The 16,616-nt window shown below is 65.6% G+C and carries 20 protein-coding genes; 11 read left to right on the top strand and 9 right to left on the bottom strand.

The window, feature by feature from the left end:
• Nucleotides 1-33: 33 nt before the first annotated feature.
• Nucleotides 34-495 (bottom strand): Lrp/AsnC family transcriptional regulator, encoded by a 462-nt coding sequence (locus L6D75_RS13960; RefSeq protein WP_176517047.1) that lies wholly within the window; start codon nucleotides 493-495, stop codon nucleotides 34-36.
• 126 nt (nucleotides 496-621) lie between these two features.
• Here L6D75_RS13960 and L6D75_RS13955 point away from each other — a divergent pair, with 126 nt between their 5' ends.
• Nucleotides 622-1,806, top strand: a complete 1,185-nt coding sequence (locus tag L6D75_RS13955) for a trans-sulfuration enzyme family protein (RefSeq protein ID WP_176517049.1) — start codon at nucleotides 622-624, stop codon at nucleotides 1,804-1,806.
• Nucleotides 1,807-1,890: 84 nt separating this feature from the next.
• On the opposite strand, the gene L6D75_RS13950 is transcribed toward L6D75_RS13955, so the two are convergent.
• Nucleotides 1,891-2,127 (bottom strand): HP1242/YdcH family protein, encoded by a 237-nt coding sequence (locus L6D75_RS13950; RefSeq protein WP_176517051.1) that lies wholly within the window; start codon nucleotides 2,125-2,127, stop codon nucleotides 1,891-1,893.
• A gap of 298 nt (nucleotides 2,128-2,425) precedes the next feature.
• Here L6D75_RS13950 and L6D75_RS13945 point away from each other — a divergent pair, with 298 nt between their 5' ends.
• From L6D75_RS13945 to L6D75_RS13930, 4 genes are all read left to right on the top strand, one after another.
• Nucleotides 2,426-4,063: a phosphoethanolamine transferase gene (locus L6D75_RS13945; RefSeq protein WP_176517053.1), complete on the top strand. Its 1,638-nt coding sequence runs from the start codon at nucleotides 2,426-2,428 to the stop codon at nucleotides 4,061-4,063.
• A 102-nt stretch (nucleotides 4,064-4,165) separates the two neighbouring features.
• Nucleotides 4,166-5,299, top strand: a complete 1,134-nt coding sequence (rnd, locus tag L6D75_RS13940; protein ID WP_176517055.1) for a ribonuclease D — start codon at nucleotides 4,166-4,168, stop codon at nucleotides 5,297-5,299.
• Nucleotides 5,296-5,589, top strand: coding sequence for a YcgL domain-containing protein (locus L6D75_RS13935; RefSeq protein ID WP_176517057.1), 294 nt, complete (start codon nucleotides 5,296-5,298; stop codon nucleotides 5,587-5,589). Before rnd ends, L6D75_RS13935 begins: the two co-directional genes overlap by 4 nt.
• Nucleotides 5,590-5,591: 2 nt before the next feature.
• Nucleotides 5,592-6,524, top strand: coding sequence for a D-2-hydroxyacid dehydrogenase (locus tag L6D75_RS13930; RefSeq protein ID WP_176517059.1), 933 nt, complete (start codon nucleotides 5,592-5,594; stop codon nucleotides 6,522-6,524).
• A gap of 125 nt (nucleotides 6,525-6,649) precedes the next feature.
• On the opposite strand, the gene L6D75_RS13925 is transcribed toward L6D75_RS13930, so the two are convergent.
• Nucleotides 6,650-7,243, bottom strand: coding sequence for a nitroreductase family protein (locus L6D75_RS13925; RefSeq protein WP_176517060.1), 594 nt, complete (start codon nucleotides 7,241-7,243; stop codon nucleotides 6,650-6,652).
• A 145-nt stretch (nucleotides 7,244-7,388) separates the two neighbouring features.
• Between L6D75_RS13925 and L6D75_RS13920 the strand changes: the two genes are divergently transcribed.
• Together L6D75_RS13920 and L6D75_RS13915 are read left to right on the top strand one after the other, a co-directional pair.
• Nucleotides 7,389-7,838 carry a YcgN family cysteine cluster protein gene (locus L6D75_RS13920; protein WP_176517061.1) on the top strand — a complete coding sequence of 150 codons (450 nt, stop codon included), beginning with the start codon at nucleotides 7,389-7,391 and terminating at the stop codon, nucleotides 7,836-7,838.
• Nucleotides 7,839-7,879: 41 nt separating this feature from the next.
• A complete protein-coding gene (locus L6D75_RS13915; RefSeq protein WP_176517062.1) occupies nucleotides 7,880-9,088 on the top strand; it encodes a hypothetical protein in 1,209 nt (402 codons plus the stop codon).
• A 102-nt stretch (nucleotides 9,089-9,190) separates the two neighbouring features.
• Here L6D75_RS13915 and L6D75_RS13910 read toward each other — a convergent pair whose 3' ends face one another.
• The 3 genes from L6D75_RS13910 to L6D75_RS13900 all read right to left on the bottom strand — a co-directional run bounded on the left by L6D75_RS13910 (nucleotide 9,191) and on the right by L6D75_RS13900 (nucleotide 10,518).
• Nucleotides 9,191-9,514, bottom strand: a complete 324-nt coding sequence (locus L6D75_RS13910) for a YgaP-like transmembrane domain (RefSeq protein WP_176517063.1) — start codon at nucleotides 9,512-9,514, stop codon at nucleotides 9,191-9,193.
• Nucleotides 9,515-9,599: 85 nt separating this feature from the next.
• A complete protein-coding gene (locus L6D75_RS13905; protein WP_176517064.1) occupies nucleotides 9,600-10,070 on the bottom strand; it encodes an RNA methyltransferase in 471 nt (156 codons plus the stop codon).
• Between the two features lie 76 nt (nucleotides 10,071-10,146).
• Nucleotides 10,147-10,518 (bottom strand): YajD family HNH nuclease, encoded by a 372-nt coding sequence (locus L6D75_RS13900; RefSeq protein ID WP_176517065.1) that lies wholly within the window; start codon nucleotides 10,516-10,518, stop codon nucleotides 10,147-10,149.
• Between the two features lie 132 nt (nucleotides 10,519-10,650).
• On the opposite strand from L6D75_RS13900, the gene L6D75_RS13895 reads away from it, so the two are divergent.
• Nucleotides 10,651-10,929 (top strand): hypothetical protein, encoded by a 279-nt coding sequence (locus L6D75_RS13895; RefSeq protein ID WP_176517066.1) that lies wholly within the window; start codon nucleotides 10,651-10,653, stop codon nucleotides 10,927-10,929.
• On the opposite strand, the gene L6D75_RS13890 is transcribed toward L6D75_RS13895, so the two are convergent.
• Both L6D75_RS13890 and L6D75_RS13885 read right to left on the bottom strand, forming a co-directional pair.
• A complete protein-coding gene (locus L6D75_RS13890; RefSeq protein ID WP_176517067.1) occupies nucleotides 10,926-11,393 on the bottom strand; it encodes a cyclic nucleotide-binding domain-containing protein in 468 nt (155 codons plus the stop codon). The two genes, L6D75_RS13895 and L6D75_RS13890, sit on opposite strands and share 4 nt — an antisense overlap.
• Before the next feature lie 145 nt (nucleotides 11,394-11,538).
• Nucleotides 11,539-13,581 carry a S9 family peptidase gene (locus L6D75_RS13885; protein ID WP_176517068.1) on the bottom strand — a complete coding sequence of 681 codons (2,043 nt, stop codon included), beginning with the start codon at nucleotides 13,579-13,581 and terminating at the stop codon, nucleotides 11,539-11,541.
• Nucleotides 13,582-13,663: 82 nt separating this feature from the next.
• Here L6D75_RS13885 and L6D75_RS13880 point away from each other — a divergent pair, with 82 nt between their 5' ends.
• Genes L6D75_RS13880 through L6D75_RS13870 form a run of 3 tightly spaced genes read left to right on the top strand, consistent with a single transcriptional unit; the run spans nucleotide 13,664 to nucleotide 15,484 of the window.
• Nucleotides 13,664-14,164, top strand: a complete 501-nt coding sequence (locus L6D75_RS13880) for an MFS transporter (RefSeq protein ID WP_176517069.1) — start codon at nucleotides 13,664-13,666, stop codon at nucleotides 14,162-14,164.
• A gap of 15 nt (nucleotides 14,165-14,179) precedes the next feature.
• Complete coding sequence (locus L6D75_RS13875) at nucleotides 14,180-14,953, top strand: class II glutamine amidotransferase (protein WP_176517070.1); 774 nt, start codon at nucleotides 14,180-14,182, stop codon at nucleotides 14,951-14,953.
• 9 nt (nucleotides 14,954-14,962) lie between these two features.
• Complete coding sequence (locus L6D75_RS13870) at nucleotides 14,963-15,484, top strand: DUF2937 family protein (protein ID WP_176517071.1); 522 nt, start codon at nucleotides 14,963-14,965, stop codon at nucleotides 15,482-15,484.
• A 135-nt stretch (nucleotides 15,485-15,619) separates the two neighbouring features.
• Here L6D75_RS13870 and L6D75_RS13865 read toward each other — a convergent pair whose 3' ends face one another.
• The gene (locus L6D75_RS13865) at nucleotides 15,620-16,531 is read right to left on the bottom strand and encodes a LysR family transcriptional regulator (protein WP_176517073.1); all 912 of its coding nucleotides are present in this window, start codon (nucleotides 16,529-16,531) and stop codon (nucleotides 15,620-15,622) included.
• Nucleotides 16,532-16,616: the final 85 nt, after the last annotated feature.

Genomic DNA, 16,616 nt, shown 5'->3' with positions numbered 1-16,616 from the left:
TGGGAGCCGGCTTGCCGGCGATAAGGCCTCTGGTCAGGCGCGATGCACCGGAAAGGCGGTGGTGTACTTCATCTGTTCCATGGCAAAACTCGAAGTAATGTTGGAAAGCCCATCGGTACTGGTAATCAGCTTCTTGTAGAACCGGTCATACGCCGCAATGTCCCCCACCACCACCCGCAGCATGTAGTCCCAGTCCCCGGACATCCGATACACCTCCATCACCTCCTCGAAGCCCGTCACCGTCGCGGCAAACTGCTCCAGCCAGGCGCTGTCGTGGCGCTGGGTCTTGAGCTGGACGAACACGGTCAACCCCAGCCCCAGGCGCTCGGGGTCGAGCAGGGCGACGCGGCCAAGGATGTAGCCGTCTTCCTCCAGGCGCTTGACCCGCTTCCAGCACGGCGTGGTCGAGAGGTTCACCGCTTCGGCCAGGTCCTTGAGCGAGATCGAGGCATCGCGCTGGAGCAGGGTGAGGATGTGCTGGTCGAAGCTGTCCATATCGATCGGGAACCGGTAAGAAAATTATTCCAGAGACTACCCCAGCGGCAGAAAATTTTCCTGCGCCGGCGGGCGTTGCCGCAGCCTGTGGTTGTGCGATAGTTGCAGCCTCATCACCACTGCCTAATGGGCCTGACCATGTCCGACAAGCCGCGCAATTTCGCCACCCTTGCCATCCACGCCGGCGAGCAGTCCAGCGTCGCCGACAACGCGATCTTTCCACCGATCTACACCGCCAGCTCCTACATCAAGCGCAGCCTCGACGATAACCCCGAGTACGCCTACAGCCGCGTCGGCAACCCCACCCGGCATGCCTACGAAAGCTGCGTGGCGGCGCTGGAGCAAGGGGTGGGCGCGGTGGCCTGCGCCTCCGGGGTCAACGCCACGGCCACGGTGCTGGAGCTGCTGCCCAAGGATGCCCACGTGGTGGTGATGAACGGCGTCTACGGCGGCACTTTCCGCATCCTCGAAGACTATCGCAGCCGCACCTCGGGCCTGACCACCACCTACGTCGACCTCAACGACCTGGAGGCGGTGGCTGGCGCCATCAGGCCGGAAACCCAGCTGATCTGGATCGAGTCGCCAACCAACCCCTTGCTGCACCTGGTCGACATCAAGGCCGTGTGCGACCTGGCGCGGGCGCGGGGCATCCTCACCTGCATCGACAACACCTTCTGTTCGCCCTGGAACCAGCGCCCGATCACCCTCGGCGTGGACCTGGTGATGCACTCGGCGAGCAAGTACATCGGCGGCCACTCCGACCTGACCGGCGGCGTGGTGGTGGCGGCAAACGACGCGCTGCTGGCGCGCCTGCGCAAGATCAGCATGGCGGTGGGCGCCATCCAGGGCCCGTTCGACTGCTACCTGGCGCTGCGCGGCCTGAAGACCCTCGACGTGCGCATGGAGCGCCAGTGCGCCAATGCGCTGCAGGTCGCGCGTTTTCTAGAGAGCCATCCGCAGGTCGAGCAGGTGTTCTACCCGGGGCTGGAGAGCCATCCGCAGCATGAACTGTGCAAGCGCCAGATGCGCGCAGGCGGCGCGGTGGTGGCGATGAAGGTCAAGGGGGCTGACCGGGCCGCGCTCAATCGCCTGGTGGAGGCCTTGGGCATCTTCGTGCTGGCCGACTCGCTGGGGGGCGTGGAAAGCATGATCAACCACTCCTGGAGCATGTCGCACAACTCCCTGAGCCCGGAGCAGAAGGGCGGCATGGGGATCAGCGAGAACCTGCTGCGGCTGTCGGTGGGGATCGAGGACTATCGCGACTTGATCGAGGACCTGGATGGCGCGCTGAAGGCTTCGGCTGGGGTGTGAGGGGCGCGGGCCCCATCGCCGGCAAGCCGGCTCCCACAGAGCTGGCTTGCCGGCGACAGGGCCGGTTGATTCAGCAGAAATCCATCAGGACTTGGGCGGATGAATGATCCGTTCGATCTTGTCCTTGATCAGCAAGCGCTCCTTGCGCAGGCGATTGACGGCGTCGTCGTTGGTGCCATTGCCTTCGGCGGCCACCACCTCCTTGTCCTTGGCGTTGTATTCCTTGTGCAGCGCATGCAGCGCGTGGTCCTTGTCCATCAATGCCTGGAATGCATCAGCGGTAACGTGCAAGTCAGCGAGCAGATCGTGCGGAACTGGCATTTCTTCACCTCTGTCAGGGTTGTCGTTAAGGTCCTGAGCATTGAGGATAGCCGCCTTTGCGCCGCTGGGGGACTGGGGTGGGCTGTCGCATCCCCCCTCACGCCTGCCTGCGCCAAACTCCGTGTGCCGGCTGAATGAACGCTGAACAAACTTCAGTCATTGGGTGAAAAGCGCCGTTTCACGGATTTGTTGGCGTCTTTTTCACAAAAAATTGATGGCGTGCTTTCTAGAGTGCCGCAACTTTCCCACGGTGCCGTCTGCCCGGGGGGTTGATAATCACTCTTGATTGCGAACACCAATGCTCAACTTCAAATCCCTGCGGACTGAATGGGTCACGCTGCTGGCCAGCCTGTACCTGCTGATCGGCTTCAACATGTTTCTCTGGGAGCACCTGCAGCAGGTGGTGCCCGCGGGGTTGCCGGGCCTGTGGCTGAGCTTGGCGTTCGCCGCGCTGATGCTGTTCGCGTTCAACCTGATATTGACCCTGTTCGCCTTCCGTTATGTATTGAAACCGCTATTGATCATCTTGTTCATGAGTGGCGCCGGTGTCGCTTACTTCATGAACCAATATGGTGTGCTTATTGATTCGGGCATGTTCCGAAACATGGCCGAAACCAATGTGGCGGAAGTACGCGACCTGATGTCGTTCAAGTTTGCCGCTTATATCCTGTTGCTTGGCGTACTGCCGTCGGTGCTGCTGTGGAAGGCACCGATCGCCTACCGCGCCTGGCACCGCGAAGTGCTGGGCAAGCTGGTGGTCAGCGGTGCTTGCGTGGTGGCCCTGGGGGCGGTGGCGCTGATCAACTATCAAGGCCTGTCGTCGCTGTTTCGCAATCACCATGAACTGCGCCTGATGCTCACCCCGAGCAACATCGTCGGTGCCTCCATCGGTTATGTCAGCGAGCGCGTCGGCACGGCAGCGCGGCCGTTCCAGAACTATGGCGAAGATGCCAAGCGCGATACCGCCTGGCAGCACCATGAGCGCAAGTCGCTGACCGTGCTGGTCGTGGGTGAAAGTGCGCGGGCAGACCATTTCGGCGTGCTCGGCTACGACCGCGACACCACCCCGAACCTGGCCAAGGAGCAAGGCCTGCTGGCGTTTTCCGATGTGCATTCGTGCGGCACCGAAACGGCCGTGTCGGTGCCGTGCATGTTCTCCGGCATGGGGCGCAAGGATTACGACGCCCGCGTTGCGAAGAACCGCGAAGGCCTGCTGGACATCCTCCAGCGCGCAGGCCTGGCGGTGCAATGGCGGGATAACCAGTCCGGTTGCAAGGGCACCTGCGACCGGGTGCAGTTCATCGATGTCAGCAACCTCAAGGACCCGGGCCTGTGCGCCAACGGCGAATGCCATGACGAGATCCTGCTGCAGGGCCTGGGCGAGCTGATCGACAACCTCGACAAGGACACCGTGCTGGTGCTGCACCAGATGGGCAGCCACGGCCCCGAATACTTCAAGCGCTACCCCACCGCTGGCGAGCGCTTCACCCCGGTGTGCCAGAGCAACGCCCTGAACCAGTGCAGCGAGCAGGAGATCATCAACGGCTACGACAACACCCTGGCCTACACCGACAAGGTGCTGTCGTCGCTGATCGACACCCTGCGCAGCAAGCAGGACAAGGTCGACACGGCGATGATCTACCTGTCCGACCATGGCGAGTCGCTGGGCGAGTACAACCTGTTCCTGCACGGCACCCCTTACGCCATCGCCCCGGAGCAGCAAAAGCACGTGCCGCTGCTGACCTGGTTCTCCGACAGCTACAAGGAAGACTTCGGCCTGGACACCGACTGCCTGGCCAAGCTCAGCGATGCGCCGCTGTCGCAGGACAACCTGTTCCACTCGATGCTCGGCCTCTTGCAGGTGCGCACCGAGGTCTACCAGCAGTCGCTGGACATGTTCGCCAGCTGCCGGCCGTGGCTGGCGGCCAAGCGCTGATTCAATCCTTCGCGCAGCCCATGGACGGCGCGGCGGTCGCCAGGTTTCACCCACAGTGCCCGCGCCGTATATACTGCGCGCCAATGTTAGTGGGAGAGCCTCGTGGCCATCGAAATACACTGGATCCGTGACGACCAGACCCTGGCCGAAGGCTGCCGCAAGTGGCGTCAACTGCCCTTCGTGGCCGTCGACACCGAATTCATGCGGGTCGACACCTTTTACCCCAAAGCCGGCCTGATCCAGGTCGGCGACGGCCAGTGCGCTTTCCTCATCGACCCGCTGCTGATCAGCGACTGGCAGCCGCTGGCCGACCTGCTCGACGACAGTGGCGTGGTCAAGGTGCTGCATGCCTGCAGCGAAGACCTCGAGGTATTGCTGCGCCTGACCGGCAAGCTGCCACAGCCGCTGTTCGACACGCAGCTGGCAGCCGGTTACCTGAACCTGGGCTTCTCCATGGGCTACTCGCGCCTGGTCCAGGACGTGCTCGGCATCGAGCTGCCCAAGGGTGAAACCCGCTCCGACTGGCTGCAGCGCCCGCTGTCGGAAACCCAGGTGAGCTACGCCGCCGAGGATGCCGTGCACTTGGCCGAGCTGTTCGCCGCCCTGCGCCCGCGGCTGTCCGACGACAAGTACGCCTGGGTGCTGGACGACGGCGCCGAACTGGTTGCCGCGCTGCGCCGTGAAGTCGAGCCGCAGACCCTCTACCGCGACGTCAAGCTGGCCTGGAAGCTGAGCCGTCAGCAACTGGCCGTGCTGCGCGAACTGTGCGCTTGGCGCGAGCGCGAGGCCCGCAGCCGCGATGTGCCGCGCAACCGCATCCTCAAGGAACACTCGCTGTGGCCCATGGCCAAGACCCAGCCGGACAACCTCTCGGCGCTGGCCAAGATCGAAGAAATGCACCCGCGCACCATCCGCCAGGACGGCGCCCAGCTGCTCGAGCTGATCAAGCGCGCCGCCAGCCTGCCGCCTGAGCAGTGGCCGCCGGCGCTGCCCGAGCCGCTGCCGATCGAAGCCTCCGGCATCCTCAAGCGCCTGCGCGCCATCGGCCAGGCCGAAGGCGAGCGCTTAGGGATTGCCCCGGAGCTGATGCTGCGCAAGAAAACCCTGGAAGCGCTGCTCAAGAGCGGCTACCCCCATGGCCCCTATCAACTGCCCGATTCGCTGCGCGGCTGGCGCCGTGAGCGGATGGGCCAGGCCCTGCTGGACGACCTGGCAGGCGCTGGAGAAACCCGATGAAACGTATCTGCTCGATCTACAAGAGCCCGCGCAAGAACGAAATGTACCTCTACGTGCTCAAGGCCGAGGGCCTGGAGCGCGTGCCCGAAGCGCTGCTGCCGTTCTTCGGCACCCCGGTGCACGCCTTCGACCTGGTGCTCACGCCCGAGCGCAAGCTGGCCCGCGAGGACATCGCCAAGGTGCTGGAGAACCTCGACAACCAGGGCTACCACCTGCAGATGCCGCCGCAGGACGATGACTACATCGAGCACCTGCCCGAAGAGCTGCTGCGCCGCAACGACCCTGCCTGACCATGCGCGTTCTGATCGCTGAACACAGCCACGACCACTACGCCCAGTTGCTCGCCGAAGCCGCCCCTGAGCTGCAAATCCTCACCAGCGGCGACTCGGCCGAACTGGCCAGCCAGGCCCCGCAGTGCCAGATCTGGCTGGGCCAGCCAGACTTGCTGGCCAGCCTGCTGCGCCAGGGCCACAAGCCGGCCTGGGTGCAGTCGACCTGGGCGGGCATCACGCCGTTGCTGGCCGAAGGCCTGCCGCGTGACTACCGGCTGAGCCGCGCGGTGGGCATCTTTGGCCAGGTCATGGCCGAGTACATGCTCACCTACATGCTCGGCCACGAGCGCGAAGTGCTGTCGCGCCTGGTCAGCCAGGTCGAGCGGCGCTGGGACGACCGCCCCGGGCGTACCCTGGAAGGGCGCAAGGTGCTGATCGTCGGCACCGGCGACATCGGCCAGCGCGTGGCCGAATTCCTCGTGCCCTTCGGCGTGAGTGTGTACGGCATCGCCAGCAGTGCCCGCAGCCAGGCGCCGTTCGTCGAGGTGGCCGGGCTGTGCGAGCTGCCGCGCCTGGTTGGCGAGGTGGACTATGTGCTCAACCTGCTGCCGGATACCCCGGCCACCCATGACCTGTACGATGCGGCCATGTTCAAGCGCTTCCAGCCCACGGCCCTGTTCATCAATGCCGGGCGCGGCGCGGCGGTGGTCGATGCCGACCTGGTCGAGGCGTTGAAGGAGGGGCACCTGGCGGGTGCGGTGATCGACGTGTGCCGGCAGGAACCGCTGCCGCAGCGCCACCCGTTCTGGACCGCCTGGGGCTTGTTGCTGACCGGGCACAGCTCGGCGCCGACCTCGCCTTCGGCGATGGTGCGGTTGTTCGTCGAGAATGTGCAGGCTTATGCGGCGGGGCAGCCATTGCGTGGGGAAGTGGATTTTGCCAAGGGTTACTGACTTGTAGTGGTTGTACTGGCCCTATCGCCGGCAAGCCGGCTCCCACAGAAAACCCCACAGGTAATCAGTGGAGCATCTGTGGCAGCCGGCTTGCCGGCGATAGGGCCAGTACAGGCAGCATCAAATCACAGGCTGAAATCACCCTCGGCCGCCAGCTCGCTCAGCGGCTTGCGCGGGCTCGGCACTTCGCGCGCCTGCAGGGCTTCGTCCAGGCTTGCCTTGTCACCCAGCTTGCCAATGGCCACCATGGCATGCAGCTCATAGCCCTCGGGCACCTTCAGCTCGCGGCGCGCCAGGTCCTGGTCAAAGCCGGCCATGCCGTGGGTGTGCCAGCCGCTGATGCTCGCCTGCAGTGCCAGGTGGCCCCAGGCGGAGCCAGTGTCGAAGGTGTGCCACAGCGCAGGCTTTTCCTCGCTGGCGCCAGGAGCGGCGAAGGTGGTCTTGGAAATCACCAGCACCAACGCCGAGGCCTGTTGCGCCCAGCTGCGGTTGAACGGCACCAGCAGGTCCAGGTAGCGTGCCCAGTTTGGCGTGTCGCGGCGCGCATAGAGGAAGCGCCAAGGCTGCGAGTTGTAGGCCGAAGGCGCCCAGCGCGCGGCTTCCAGGAAGCTCAGCAGGGTCTCTTCGCTGATCGGCTCGGCGGTGAAGGCCCGTGGTGACCAACGGTTGATGAACTGCTCGTTGATGGCGTAATCGGCGATGCGTGGGGTGGCGCTCATGGCGGCTCCTGCAAATGGATGGGAAACGCTGCACGCTACTGCGTCCTCCCGTTACTGACAAGCGGTCTGGCGTTGCCCAATGCCAGGCTCTAGACTGGCGCCGCCGCGCGCCGCGGCCCCCGGATGAACCCAGGAAACCCGTGTGATGATCGCTGAAAGCGCGCCGTTCTGGCGGCGCAAGACCCTCGAACAACTCGACCCGCAGGAATGGGAGTCGCTGTGCGACGGCTGTGGCCTGTGCTGCCTGCAGAAGCTCGAGGATGAAGACGACAACAGCGTCTATTACACGCGCATCGCCTGCAAGTTGCTCGACCGCGACACCTGCCAGTGCAGCGACTACCCCAACCGCTTCGCCCAGGTGCCCGATTGCATCCAGCTCACCCCGGGCAAGGCCGACCAGTTCAAGTGGTTGCCGAGCACCTGCGGCTACCGCCTGGTCAGCGAGGGCAAGGACCTGCCGGCCTGGCACCACCTGGTCTGCGGTGACCGCAAGCAGGTGCACGAACAGCGCATATCCCAGTCGGGGCGTATGCTCAGTGAACATGAAGTGGATGAAGACGACTGGGAAGACCACCTGATCTTCCGCGCCAGCTGATCGCGCTGGCCCGTCGCCTCTGGGGAACAAGGAGTTTCAGTATGCGTTGCCAGCTGTTGCTGTTCCTGGGCCTTCTTGCCTGCACGCCGGCCTGGGCGAAAAAAGTCGACCTCGATTACCAGGTGCGCCTGTTGCCCGCCAGCGGCCAGGCCGAAGTACGCCTGACCCTGGCTGAGGGCAGCGCGGTGCGCAGCCTGGATTTCGACCTGGGCAAGGCCAATGCCTACAGCGGTTTTCAGGCTGACGGCCAGTGGCAGCAGCAGGGCGAGCGGGGTGTCTGGCACCCGGCCGCAGGCAAGACCAGCCTGAGCTACCGGGTCAAGCTGGACCAGAAGCTGCGCAGCGGCGCCTACACCTCGCACATGACGCCCCATTGGGCGCTGTTCCAGGGCGAGCAACTGGTGCCCCCGGCACGCCTCGACCAGCAGGACGGCACCGAGCTGGTGGCGCGCCTGTCGGTGGACCTGCCCGAAGGCTGGAAAAGCATCGAAACGGCCTGGCCGCGCATCGGCAAGGACAAGTTTCGCATCGATGACGTATCGCGCCTGTTCGACCGCCCGACCGGCTGGATGCTCGCCGGCAACCTGGGTAGCCGCCGCGCGCGCCTGGGCGAAACCGACGTGACCGTGGCCGCGCCAGTGGGGCAGGGCATGCGGCGGATGGACAACCTGACGCTGCTGACCTTCATCTGGCCGCAGTTGCAGGCGGTGTTCCCGCGCAACCCGCCGAAGCTGCTGCTGGTCGGTGCCCGTGACGGCATGTGGCGCGGGGCGATGGCGGCCAACGGTTCGCTGTACCTGCACAGTGGCCGGCCGATGGTCAGCGAGAACGGCAGCAGCCCGTTGTTGCGCGAGCTGGTGCAGTTGTTTGCGCAGATTCGTGTGCGCGACAACAGCGACTGGCTGGGCCAGAGCCTGACCGACTACTACGCCAATGAGCTGTTGCGCCGCGCCGGTGGCATCAGCGATGACCGCTACCAGGTGTGGCAGGCGCGCTTGCAGAAGCAGGGCGCCAAGGTCACCCAGCTGCGCGGCGGCCGGGCCAGCCCGGCGCAGGTGGCGCGGGGCGTGCTGCTGCTGCAGGCGCTGGACAAGGAAATCCGCATCCACACCCAGGCCAAGCGTTCGCTGGATGATGTGACCCAGGCGCTGATGCGCCTGCCGAGTGTCAGCACCGAGGAGTTCGTGCAGATCAGCGAGAATGTGCTGGGGCGGCGCTCGGAGGTGTTGCAGAGCAAGGCGCTGCAATAGGTGGCCCCTATCGCCGGCAAGCCGGCTCCCACAGGGATTGGGGTGTGCTCGGTACCTGTGGGAGCCGGCTTGCCGGCGATAGGGCCAGTACAGGCAACCCCCTCACTCGCCGGTTACGCTTATCCCGCGAGTAGCCGCCCGGGCACTGCGCTTGAGCGCCTCCAGCTCCGCCGCACTGCGCTCGATGTCCGAGCGCAGGCGGTGGTACTCCTGGCGATGGCTTTGCCACCAGGCCTTGGTCGAGCAATGCCCGCTGACCCCACGCGCCAGCGCCAGGCCGCCGACCACCACCTGCAGCATGCCCACCAGGCCGCCATGGCGCAGCCCCTTGGTAACCATCAGCGCACCGCCGGCCAGCGAACCGAGCCGTTCCAGCCCGTGGACATTGTGCTCCGAAGCCCCCGGAGCGGAATGGATATCAAGCATGGCAAGGCCTCCCTGTGATGTGTAAGCAGCTGACCCCCGGCCGACGGCCGCCGTTCACTCTGCCTGCATCAATGGGCGCCCGCGCTTACTTGAACTTCGGCCCCGAACGGGTATTGAGCCCCTTGGCCAGGCGGTCATACAGCACCACATTCACCGTCGCGGCCAGGTTCATGCAGCCTTCGGTGGGGATGTAGATCGTTTCTTCGCACCACGCCCGCACCTCGGCACTCAAGCTGCCGTCTTCGGGCCCGAAGATGTAGATGGCGCGGTCCGGGTGAGTGTACTCGGGCAGCGGCCGGGCGCCTTCGACCAGTTCCACGGCCACCGGCGTGCAGCCCAGGGGAATGATGCGTTGCAGGTCGTCGATGCCGATCAGCGGGATGTCGTAGTGCACCCGCTTGGTGTCGGTGACGAAGTCGCGTGCGCGCTCATAGCGCTTGCCGGTGTAGAACACCGAGTTGACGCCGTAGCAACCCGCTGCGCGCATCACCGAACCGACGTTCTCTGCAGACTTGGGGTTGAACAGGCCGATGCAGCTGTACCGTTTGTTTGCCACGTGCCGGGGCCTTTCGCAAAAAAAGCGCGATTATACGGGCTAGCCGGCAGCAGCGGGGGGCGGGAAGTATCGACGGTCAGTCTTTCTTGAGCATGCCGGCCAGCGCGGCGAACGGGTTGTGGGTGGCCTTGGCGATGCTCGGGGTGCTGGTGGAGCCTTCGCTGAAGTACTGCTGGTCGGTGTAGCGCGAGTGCTCGTTGTCGTGGCAGTACAGGCACAGCAGCTCCCAGTTGGAGCCGTCCTGGGGGTTGTTGTCGTGGTTGTGGTCACGGTGGTGCACGGTCAGCTCGCTCAGGCGCTTGCCGGCGAATTCGCGGGCGCAGCGGCCGCACACGTGCGGGTACATTCTCAGGGCCTTGTCGCGGTAGCCCATCTCCTTGTCGCGCTTGGCGTCGGCGAGGATGCGGTCGAGGCGGGCGGTGGCGGCGGAAGTGGAAGCCGAGCTCATGGTGTTTCCTTTGTTCTGATCAGGCATGTGACGGTTATGCCGATGAGTCTAGCGCGCTTGCCGTGCAGGCGGACAGGCAAAATCAGCATAAACGGCGTAGCCTGTAGGAAGGTTCCCGACAGGAGGTTGCTGATGTTGCATGCGATCCTCGCCGCGCTGCTTGCCGCCGCCGTGCCTCTGGCCGAGGCGGCGAGCACGCCACCGCGCTTGAACACACCGGTGCCCGGTGCGCCGGGCACGCCAACGCCCACGCCTTACCCGCAAATCACCCCGAGCACGCCGCCCAAGGCCTATGGCAACCAGCCCGGCGCCCCGCTGCTGCCGCCCATGCCGGTGCCGGGGCCGCCCAGGGACCAGCCCTTGCCGGGGTTGCGCCAGGAGCCGGCAAAACCGCCGGCCGAGGACGATTAGAGCGACAGCCGCTGGCCATCCTGCATGCGCAGGCGTTTGGACAGCGCCACCGCCAGGGCGCGGATGATCCGCGCGGCGATGCGCGGTGCTTCGTTGAGCATCTTTTCCAGCGAGTCCTTGCCCAGGGTCAGCAGCTGGCAGTCGCTGGCGGCCACACAGCTGGCCGAGCGGCGCTCGCCGTCGAGCACGGCCATTTCGCCGAACGCCCGGCCACTGCGCAAGGTGGCGATTTCCACCGGCTGGCCGTTGCCATCGGCCTTGCGCACGCTGACCCGGCCGCGGTGCAGGATGCACATGAAGGTGCCGGCGTCGCCTTCGTTGAAGATGACTTCGCCTTCGCTCATGGCGGCCAGGCTGAAGTAGCCGGCGGCGGTGTGGAAGTCGGCGAGCTGGAGGGTGTCGAACAGGCCGCAGTCCATGAGCATGTCGCGGATTTCGGTGCTGAGGTGGGTTGGGTCGGGCATGGGGTGTTCTTCTTGGCGGGGTGACCAGAGGGTTTGGGGCCGCTTTGCGGCCCTTTCGCGACGCAAGGCCGCTCCTACAGGCGGCGTTGTGTGGCGAAACGAGGGCAAAGCCCTCGCCGCCTCGTATGACAACAAAAAACGCGTTTTACGCCACGCCCAGCTCATTGAAGACGAACGCATATTCCAGCGCCACATCCCGCAGCCCCTGGTAGCGCCCGCTCATGCCGCCGTGGCCGGCGCCCATCTCGGTCTTGAGCAGCAGCAGGTTGCTGTCGGTCTTGAGCGTGCGCAGGCGCGCCACCCACTTGGCCGCTTCCCAGTACTGCACGCGGCTGTCGTTGTAGCCGGCGACCACCAGCATGGCCGGGTAGGCCTGGGCGCGGACGTTCTCGTAAGGGGCATAAGCCTTGATCCGCTCATACACCTCGGGCTCCTCGGGGTTGCCCCATTCGTCATACTCGGTGACGGTCAGCGGCAGTTCGGGGTCGAGCATGGTGTTGAGCACATCGACGAACGGCACTTCGGCGATGGCGCAGCGGAACAGCTCCGGGCGCTGGTTGAGCACCGCGCCCATCAGCAGGCCGCCGGCACTGCCGCCACTGATGGCCAGCCGCGCCGGCGAGGTCACGCCCTGGGCGATCAGGTGCTCGGCGCAGGCGATGAAGTCGCTGAAGCTGTTGTGCTTGTTCTCCTGCTTGCCGGCGCGGTACCAGGCCTCGCCCAGCTCGCCGCCACCGCGCACATGGGCGATGGCAAAGCCCACGCCGCGTTGCAGCAGGCTCAGGCGGGCATGGGAGAACCAGGGGTCGAGGCTTTCGCCATAGGCGCCGTAGCCATACAGATACAGCGGCACCGTCTTGCCCAGGTCCTGCTTGCGGCGTACCAGGCTGATCGGCACCTGGGTGCCATCGGTGGCACTGGCCCAGAGGCGCTCGCTGACGTAGTCGTCGGCATCGAAATCGCCCAGCACCGGGGTCTGCTTTAGCACCACCTGCTCACCCGTGGCCAGGGTCAGCTGGCGCACCTGCGCCGGGCGGTTGAGCGCCTCGTAGCGCAGGCGCACACGGCCGCTGGCGAACTCCAGGCTGTCCTGCACGTACAGGCTGTAGGCCGCATCGGGCAGCTCGACGCGGTAGCTGGCAAGGCCCTGGGGGCGCACTTCGATGATCGGCAGGCCGCCTTCGCGCAGGCTCAGGGTGAGGGCGCCGGCATTCAGGCTCAGGCCTTCGAGCATCACCTGGGGGTTGTGCGTCACCAGCAATTGCCACTGCGCGCGGGCCGGCACCTGCTCGGCCGGGGCGTGGTACAGCGCGAAGTTGATGCCGTCCTGGTTGGTGCGGATGAACCAGCGCCACTGGCCGTCGAGCCGGCCGTGGTCGGGGAAGTACTCGTGGCCTTCCTCTCGCGGCGCCAGGCAGGTGAAGGTGGCCTGGGGCGTGTGCGCATCGAGCACCCAGGCTTCGCTGGTGGTCTTGCTGTTGAGCAGCAGCACCAGCTGTTGCTCCGAGCTTGCGCGGTAGCAGTGCAGGAAGAAGCGGCCGTCGGGCTCTTCGAACACGGTTTGCGCGTCGGCCTCGCCCAGGGTGTGGCGGCGCAGGCGCCAGGGCCGGTGGGTGTCGTCCAGTTCGGCGAAGAACAGCGTCTGGTTGTCGTTGGCCCAGGTCAGGCTGCCGTCGCAGTCGTCGAAGGGCAGGGTGGTCAGCGCGCCGCTGGTCAGGTCCTTGACGTACAGGGTGAAGATTTCGTCGCCGCTGGTATCCAGGCTGTAGGCCAGCAGGCGGTGGTCGGGGCTGATGCTGAAGGCGCCCAGCGACAGGAAGCCGCCAGCGGCCAGGGCGTTGGGGTCGAGCAGCAGCTGCTCCTGGCTTTCGTCCACGGTGTTGGAATCGTCGGCCGGGCGCGGGCAGCGGTAATGGCGCGGGTACTCGTCGCCTGCCGTGGTGCGGGTGTAGTACAGGTACGGGCCCCAGGGCGAGGGCAGCGACAGGTCGGTTTCCAGGATGCGGCCCTTGATCTCTTCGAACAACTGCTCGCGCAGTGGCGCCTGGCCGGCCAGGCAGGCCTCCTGGTAGGCGTTTTCCGCCTGCAGGTAGCCGAGCACATCAGGGGTGTCGCGCTGTTGCAGCCAGGCGTAGGGATCGGCGCCCTGGTCCTGGCGGGCGATGGGGGGCTGGAGCGCGTTGGGCATCGGGGATCTCTTGGCTGGGGGGCGCCTGCGCCCGGAAAAGTGTTTATCATAGGCATCTCTTTGCCTGGCTTGCACGATCACCATGACCGAGAACGACTATACCCTCGCCTGGGGCCTCTATGCCGTGGCCGCCCTGGGCTGCCTGTGGGTGGGTTTCAAAATCACCGGCTGGATGTGGCGTTGGCTGCGTGAGCCGCTGCGGGTGATCCTGGCGGTGCTGCTGCTGACCCCGACCGTGGTCGACCCGGCCAAGGATGCCGTTGCCCCGGCCATCGCCATCACCGCCCTGGACCTGGCCTTCAAGGTCGGCAACAACGCCTGGCGGGCGATTTCCGACTTCGCCATGTACGGCATGATCGCCTTTGCCCTGTACCTGCTGTTCGTGCTGCTGCGCTGGCCGCTGGAAAAACGCGCCCGCGAGCGCCGCGCGCAGGCCGAGGCCAATGCCCAGCGCCAGGCCGCCGAGGACGCCCGCCTCGAAGCCGGCGCGCCACTGGCCGCCGAGCGCCACGACCGCTACCGCGATGACCCGCCACCCGCTGCGCCGTCTGGCGGGCGTGGCCGGGTCGAGCCGCGGTTGTAGGCGGAGGCAGCGAACATGTGCGAACTGCTGGGCATGAGCGCCAACGTCCCCACCGACATCGTCTTCAGCTTCACCGGCCTGATGCAGCGCGGTGGCCGCACCGGCCCGCACCGTGACGGCTGGGGCATCGGCTTCTACGAAGGCCGCGGCCTGCGCCTGTTCCAGGACCCGGCCGCGAGCAGCGAGTCGGAAGTGGCCAACCTGGTGCAGCGCTACCCGATCAAGAGCGAGGTGGTGATCGGCCACATCCGCCAGGCCAACGTCGGCCGGGTGTGCCTGTCCAACACCCACCCGTTCGTGCGCGAAATGTGGGGCCGCAACTGGTGTTTCGCGCACAATGGCCAGCTTGGCGACTTCAAGGGCGAGGCCACGTTCTACCGGCCGGTTGGCGACACCGACAGCGAGGCCGCCTTCTGCGACCTGCTCAACCGCATCCGCGCCGCCTTCCCCGAGCCGGTCGAGGTGGAACAGCTGCTGCCGGTGCTGGTCGAAGCCTGTGCCGAGTATCGCGGCAAAGGCGTGTTCAACTGCCTGCTCAGCGACGGCGACTGGTTGTTCTGCTTCTGCTCGACCAAGCTGGTCCACATCACCCGTCGTGCGCCGTTCGGTGCTGCGCGGTTGAAGGATGTCGACCTGATCGTCGATTTTCACACCCAGACCACGCCCAACGACGTGGTCACGGTGATCGCCACCGAGGCCTTGACCGAAAACGAGACCTGGCGGCGCTACGAGCCCGGCCAATGGGGCTTGTGGCGGCACGGAGAATGCGTTTCGCAAGGCCAGAGCTAAGGACGCTGCATGTTCAGAAGTTACCTGCGGTTGCTGCTGTTCACCGTCGGCCTGCTGGCCGGCATCCAGGTGCCGGGGCTGGTCAAGGACTACAGCCAGCGGGTGGAGGCGCACCTGTTCGAATCGCGCCAGGCGCTCGATGGTTTCAAGCAGACCGCCGAGCGCTTCTTCAATGGCGACCTGCAGGCGTTGCTGCGTCACTACCGCAGCAGTGACGACCCAGTGTTCAACAGCGATGCCAACAGCATCGAAAGCCTGATGATCCGCAACCAGTTGCTGGAGAACGAGTGGCAGGCGCTGCAGGGGTCGTGGCTGACCACCACCTGGCATGTGCTGGTGCAGCCGGACCCGCAACTGCGCGAGGAGACGCTCAAGGGCTACAGCTACCAGATCCTGCTGGTGCCGGAGGCGATTGGCTGGGGCGTGGGTGCGGGGTTCGTGCTGGCGTTGGTGGTCGAGAGCCTGTTGCTGGGGATTGGCTGGGTGATCCTGGGTGGGCGGCGCAAGGCGGTGAAAGAGAGCTGGCGCTGACTTATCGCTGTGCCAGTAGCGGCCCTATCGCCGGCAAGCCGGCTCCCACAGGAACACCACTGTTCTCAAGTGCAGTGATTTACCTGTGGGAGCCGGCTTGCCGGCGATAGGGCCAGTACAGCCACCGAAAACATCTCAGACCAGCACAATCCGCTGCCCGCCCACATCCCGCGCATAGCGCTCCAGCACCTGCCGGCACACCCCGACCACCTCATCCACCAGCGCCACCCCGGTCTGCCAGGCCACCACCAGCTCCAGGCTCGGCGGCGGTTGCAACCCCTCCAGCAGCACCAGCTCCCCGCGGCCCAGTTCCGCATCCACCAACGCCGGCGGCAGTGCGCCAATGCCAAAGCCATCGCGCAGCAGGCGGGTGATCGCCGCCACCGAGTTCACACAGTTCAAGCGCGGGCTTTCGGCACCCGCGCCCTGCAGCAGGCTGAGCACTTCCTGATGCGGCCGCGAGTTCTTCGAAAAGGTCACGATCCGCTCGCGGCCAAGTTCCGCCAGCGAGGCGTAGTCGCGGTGCTGGGCAGAGCCTGCGGCCACCACCCAGCCCATGGGGTAGCGCGCCAGGTCCAGGCTGCGAATCGACTGCTCGCGCAAAAGGTCGGTCTGCAGGATCACATCGAGAAAGCCTTTTTGCAGCTGTTCGCGCAAGTTGAGCGCGGTATCGGCCACCAATTCGATCTCCACCTGCGGGTAACGCTCGCTCAGCTCGGCCACCAGCGCGCTCATCCAGGTATGAATGACGGTGTCCATCACCCCCAGGCGAATGCGCCCGACCTTGGCCCGGTCGCTGTCCAGCGACTGCTTCATGGCCTTGGCGGTATCGAGCATGCGTTCGGCGTACTCCAGCACCTTGGCGCCTTCCGGGGTCAGGCTGACGCCACGTGAATCGCGCAGCAGCAGCTTCACCCCAAGGTCGGCCTCCAGCGCTGCGATGCGGCTGGAGACCGAGGCCTGGGTGGTGAACAGTTTCTCGGCGGTGAGGCGAAAGCTTTTCAGCCGGGCGACCCAGACGAAGGTTTCGAGGAAGCGAAGGTTCATGATCAGTTTTTCTTGTTCCAGACCGGCGGTTTTTCTCGTTGGACGCATCTTGCGCGGGCTCTGAACAATGATGCCCAGGCCGCGA

Origin of the sequence: Pseudomonas faucium, from assembly GCF_021602585.1 — a bacterium.
GTDB classification, from domain to species: Bacteria; Pseudomonadota; Gammaproteobacteria; order Pseudomonadales; family Pseudomonadaceae; genus Aquipseudomonas; species Aquipseudomonas faucium.
The sequence above is the reverse complement of the archived record's forward strand: the minus strand, read 5'-3'. Positions and strand labels throughout refer to the sequence as shown.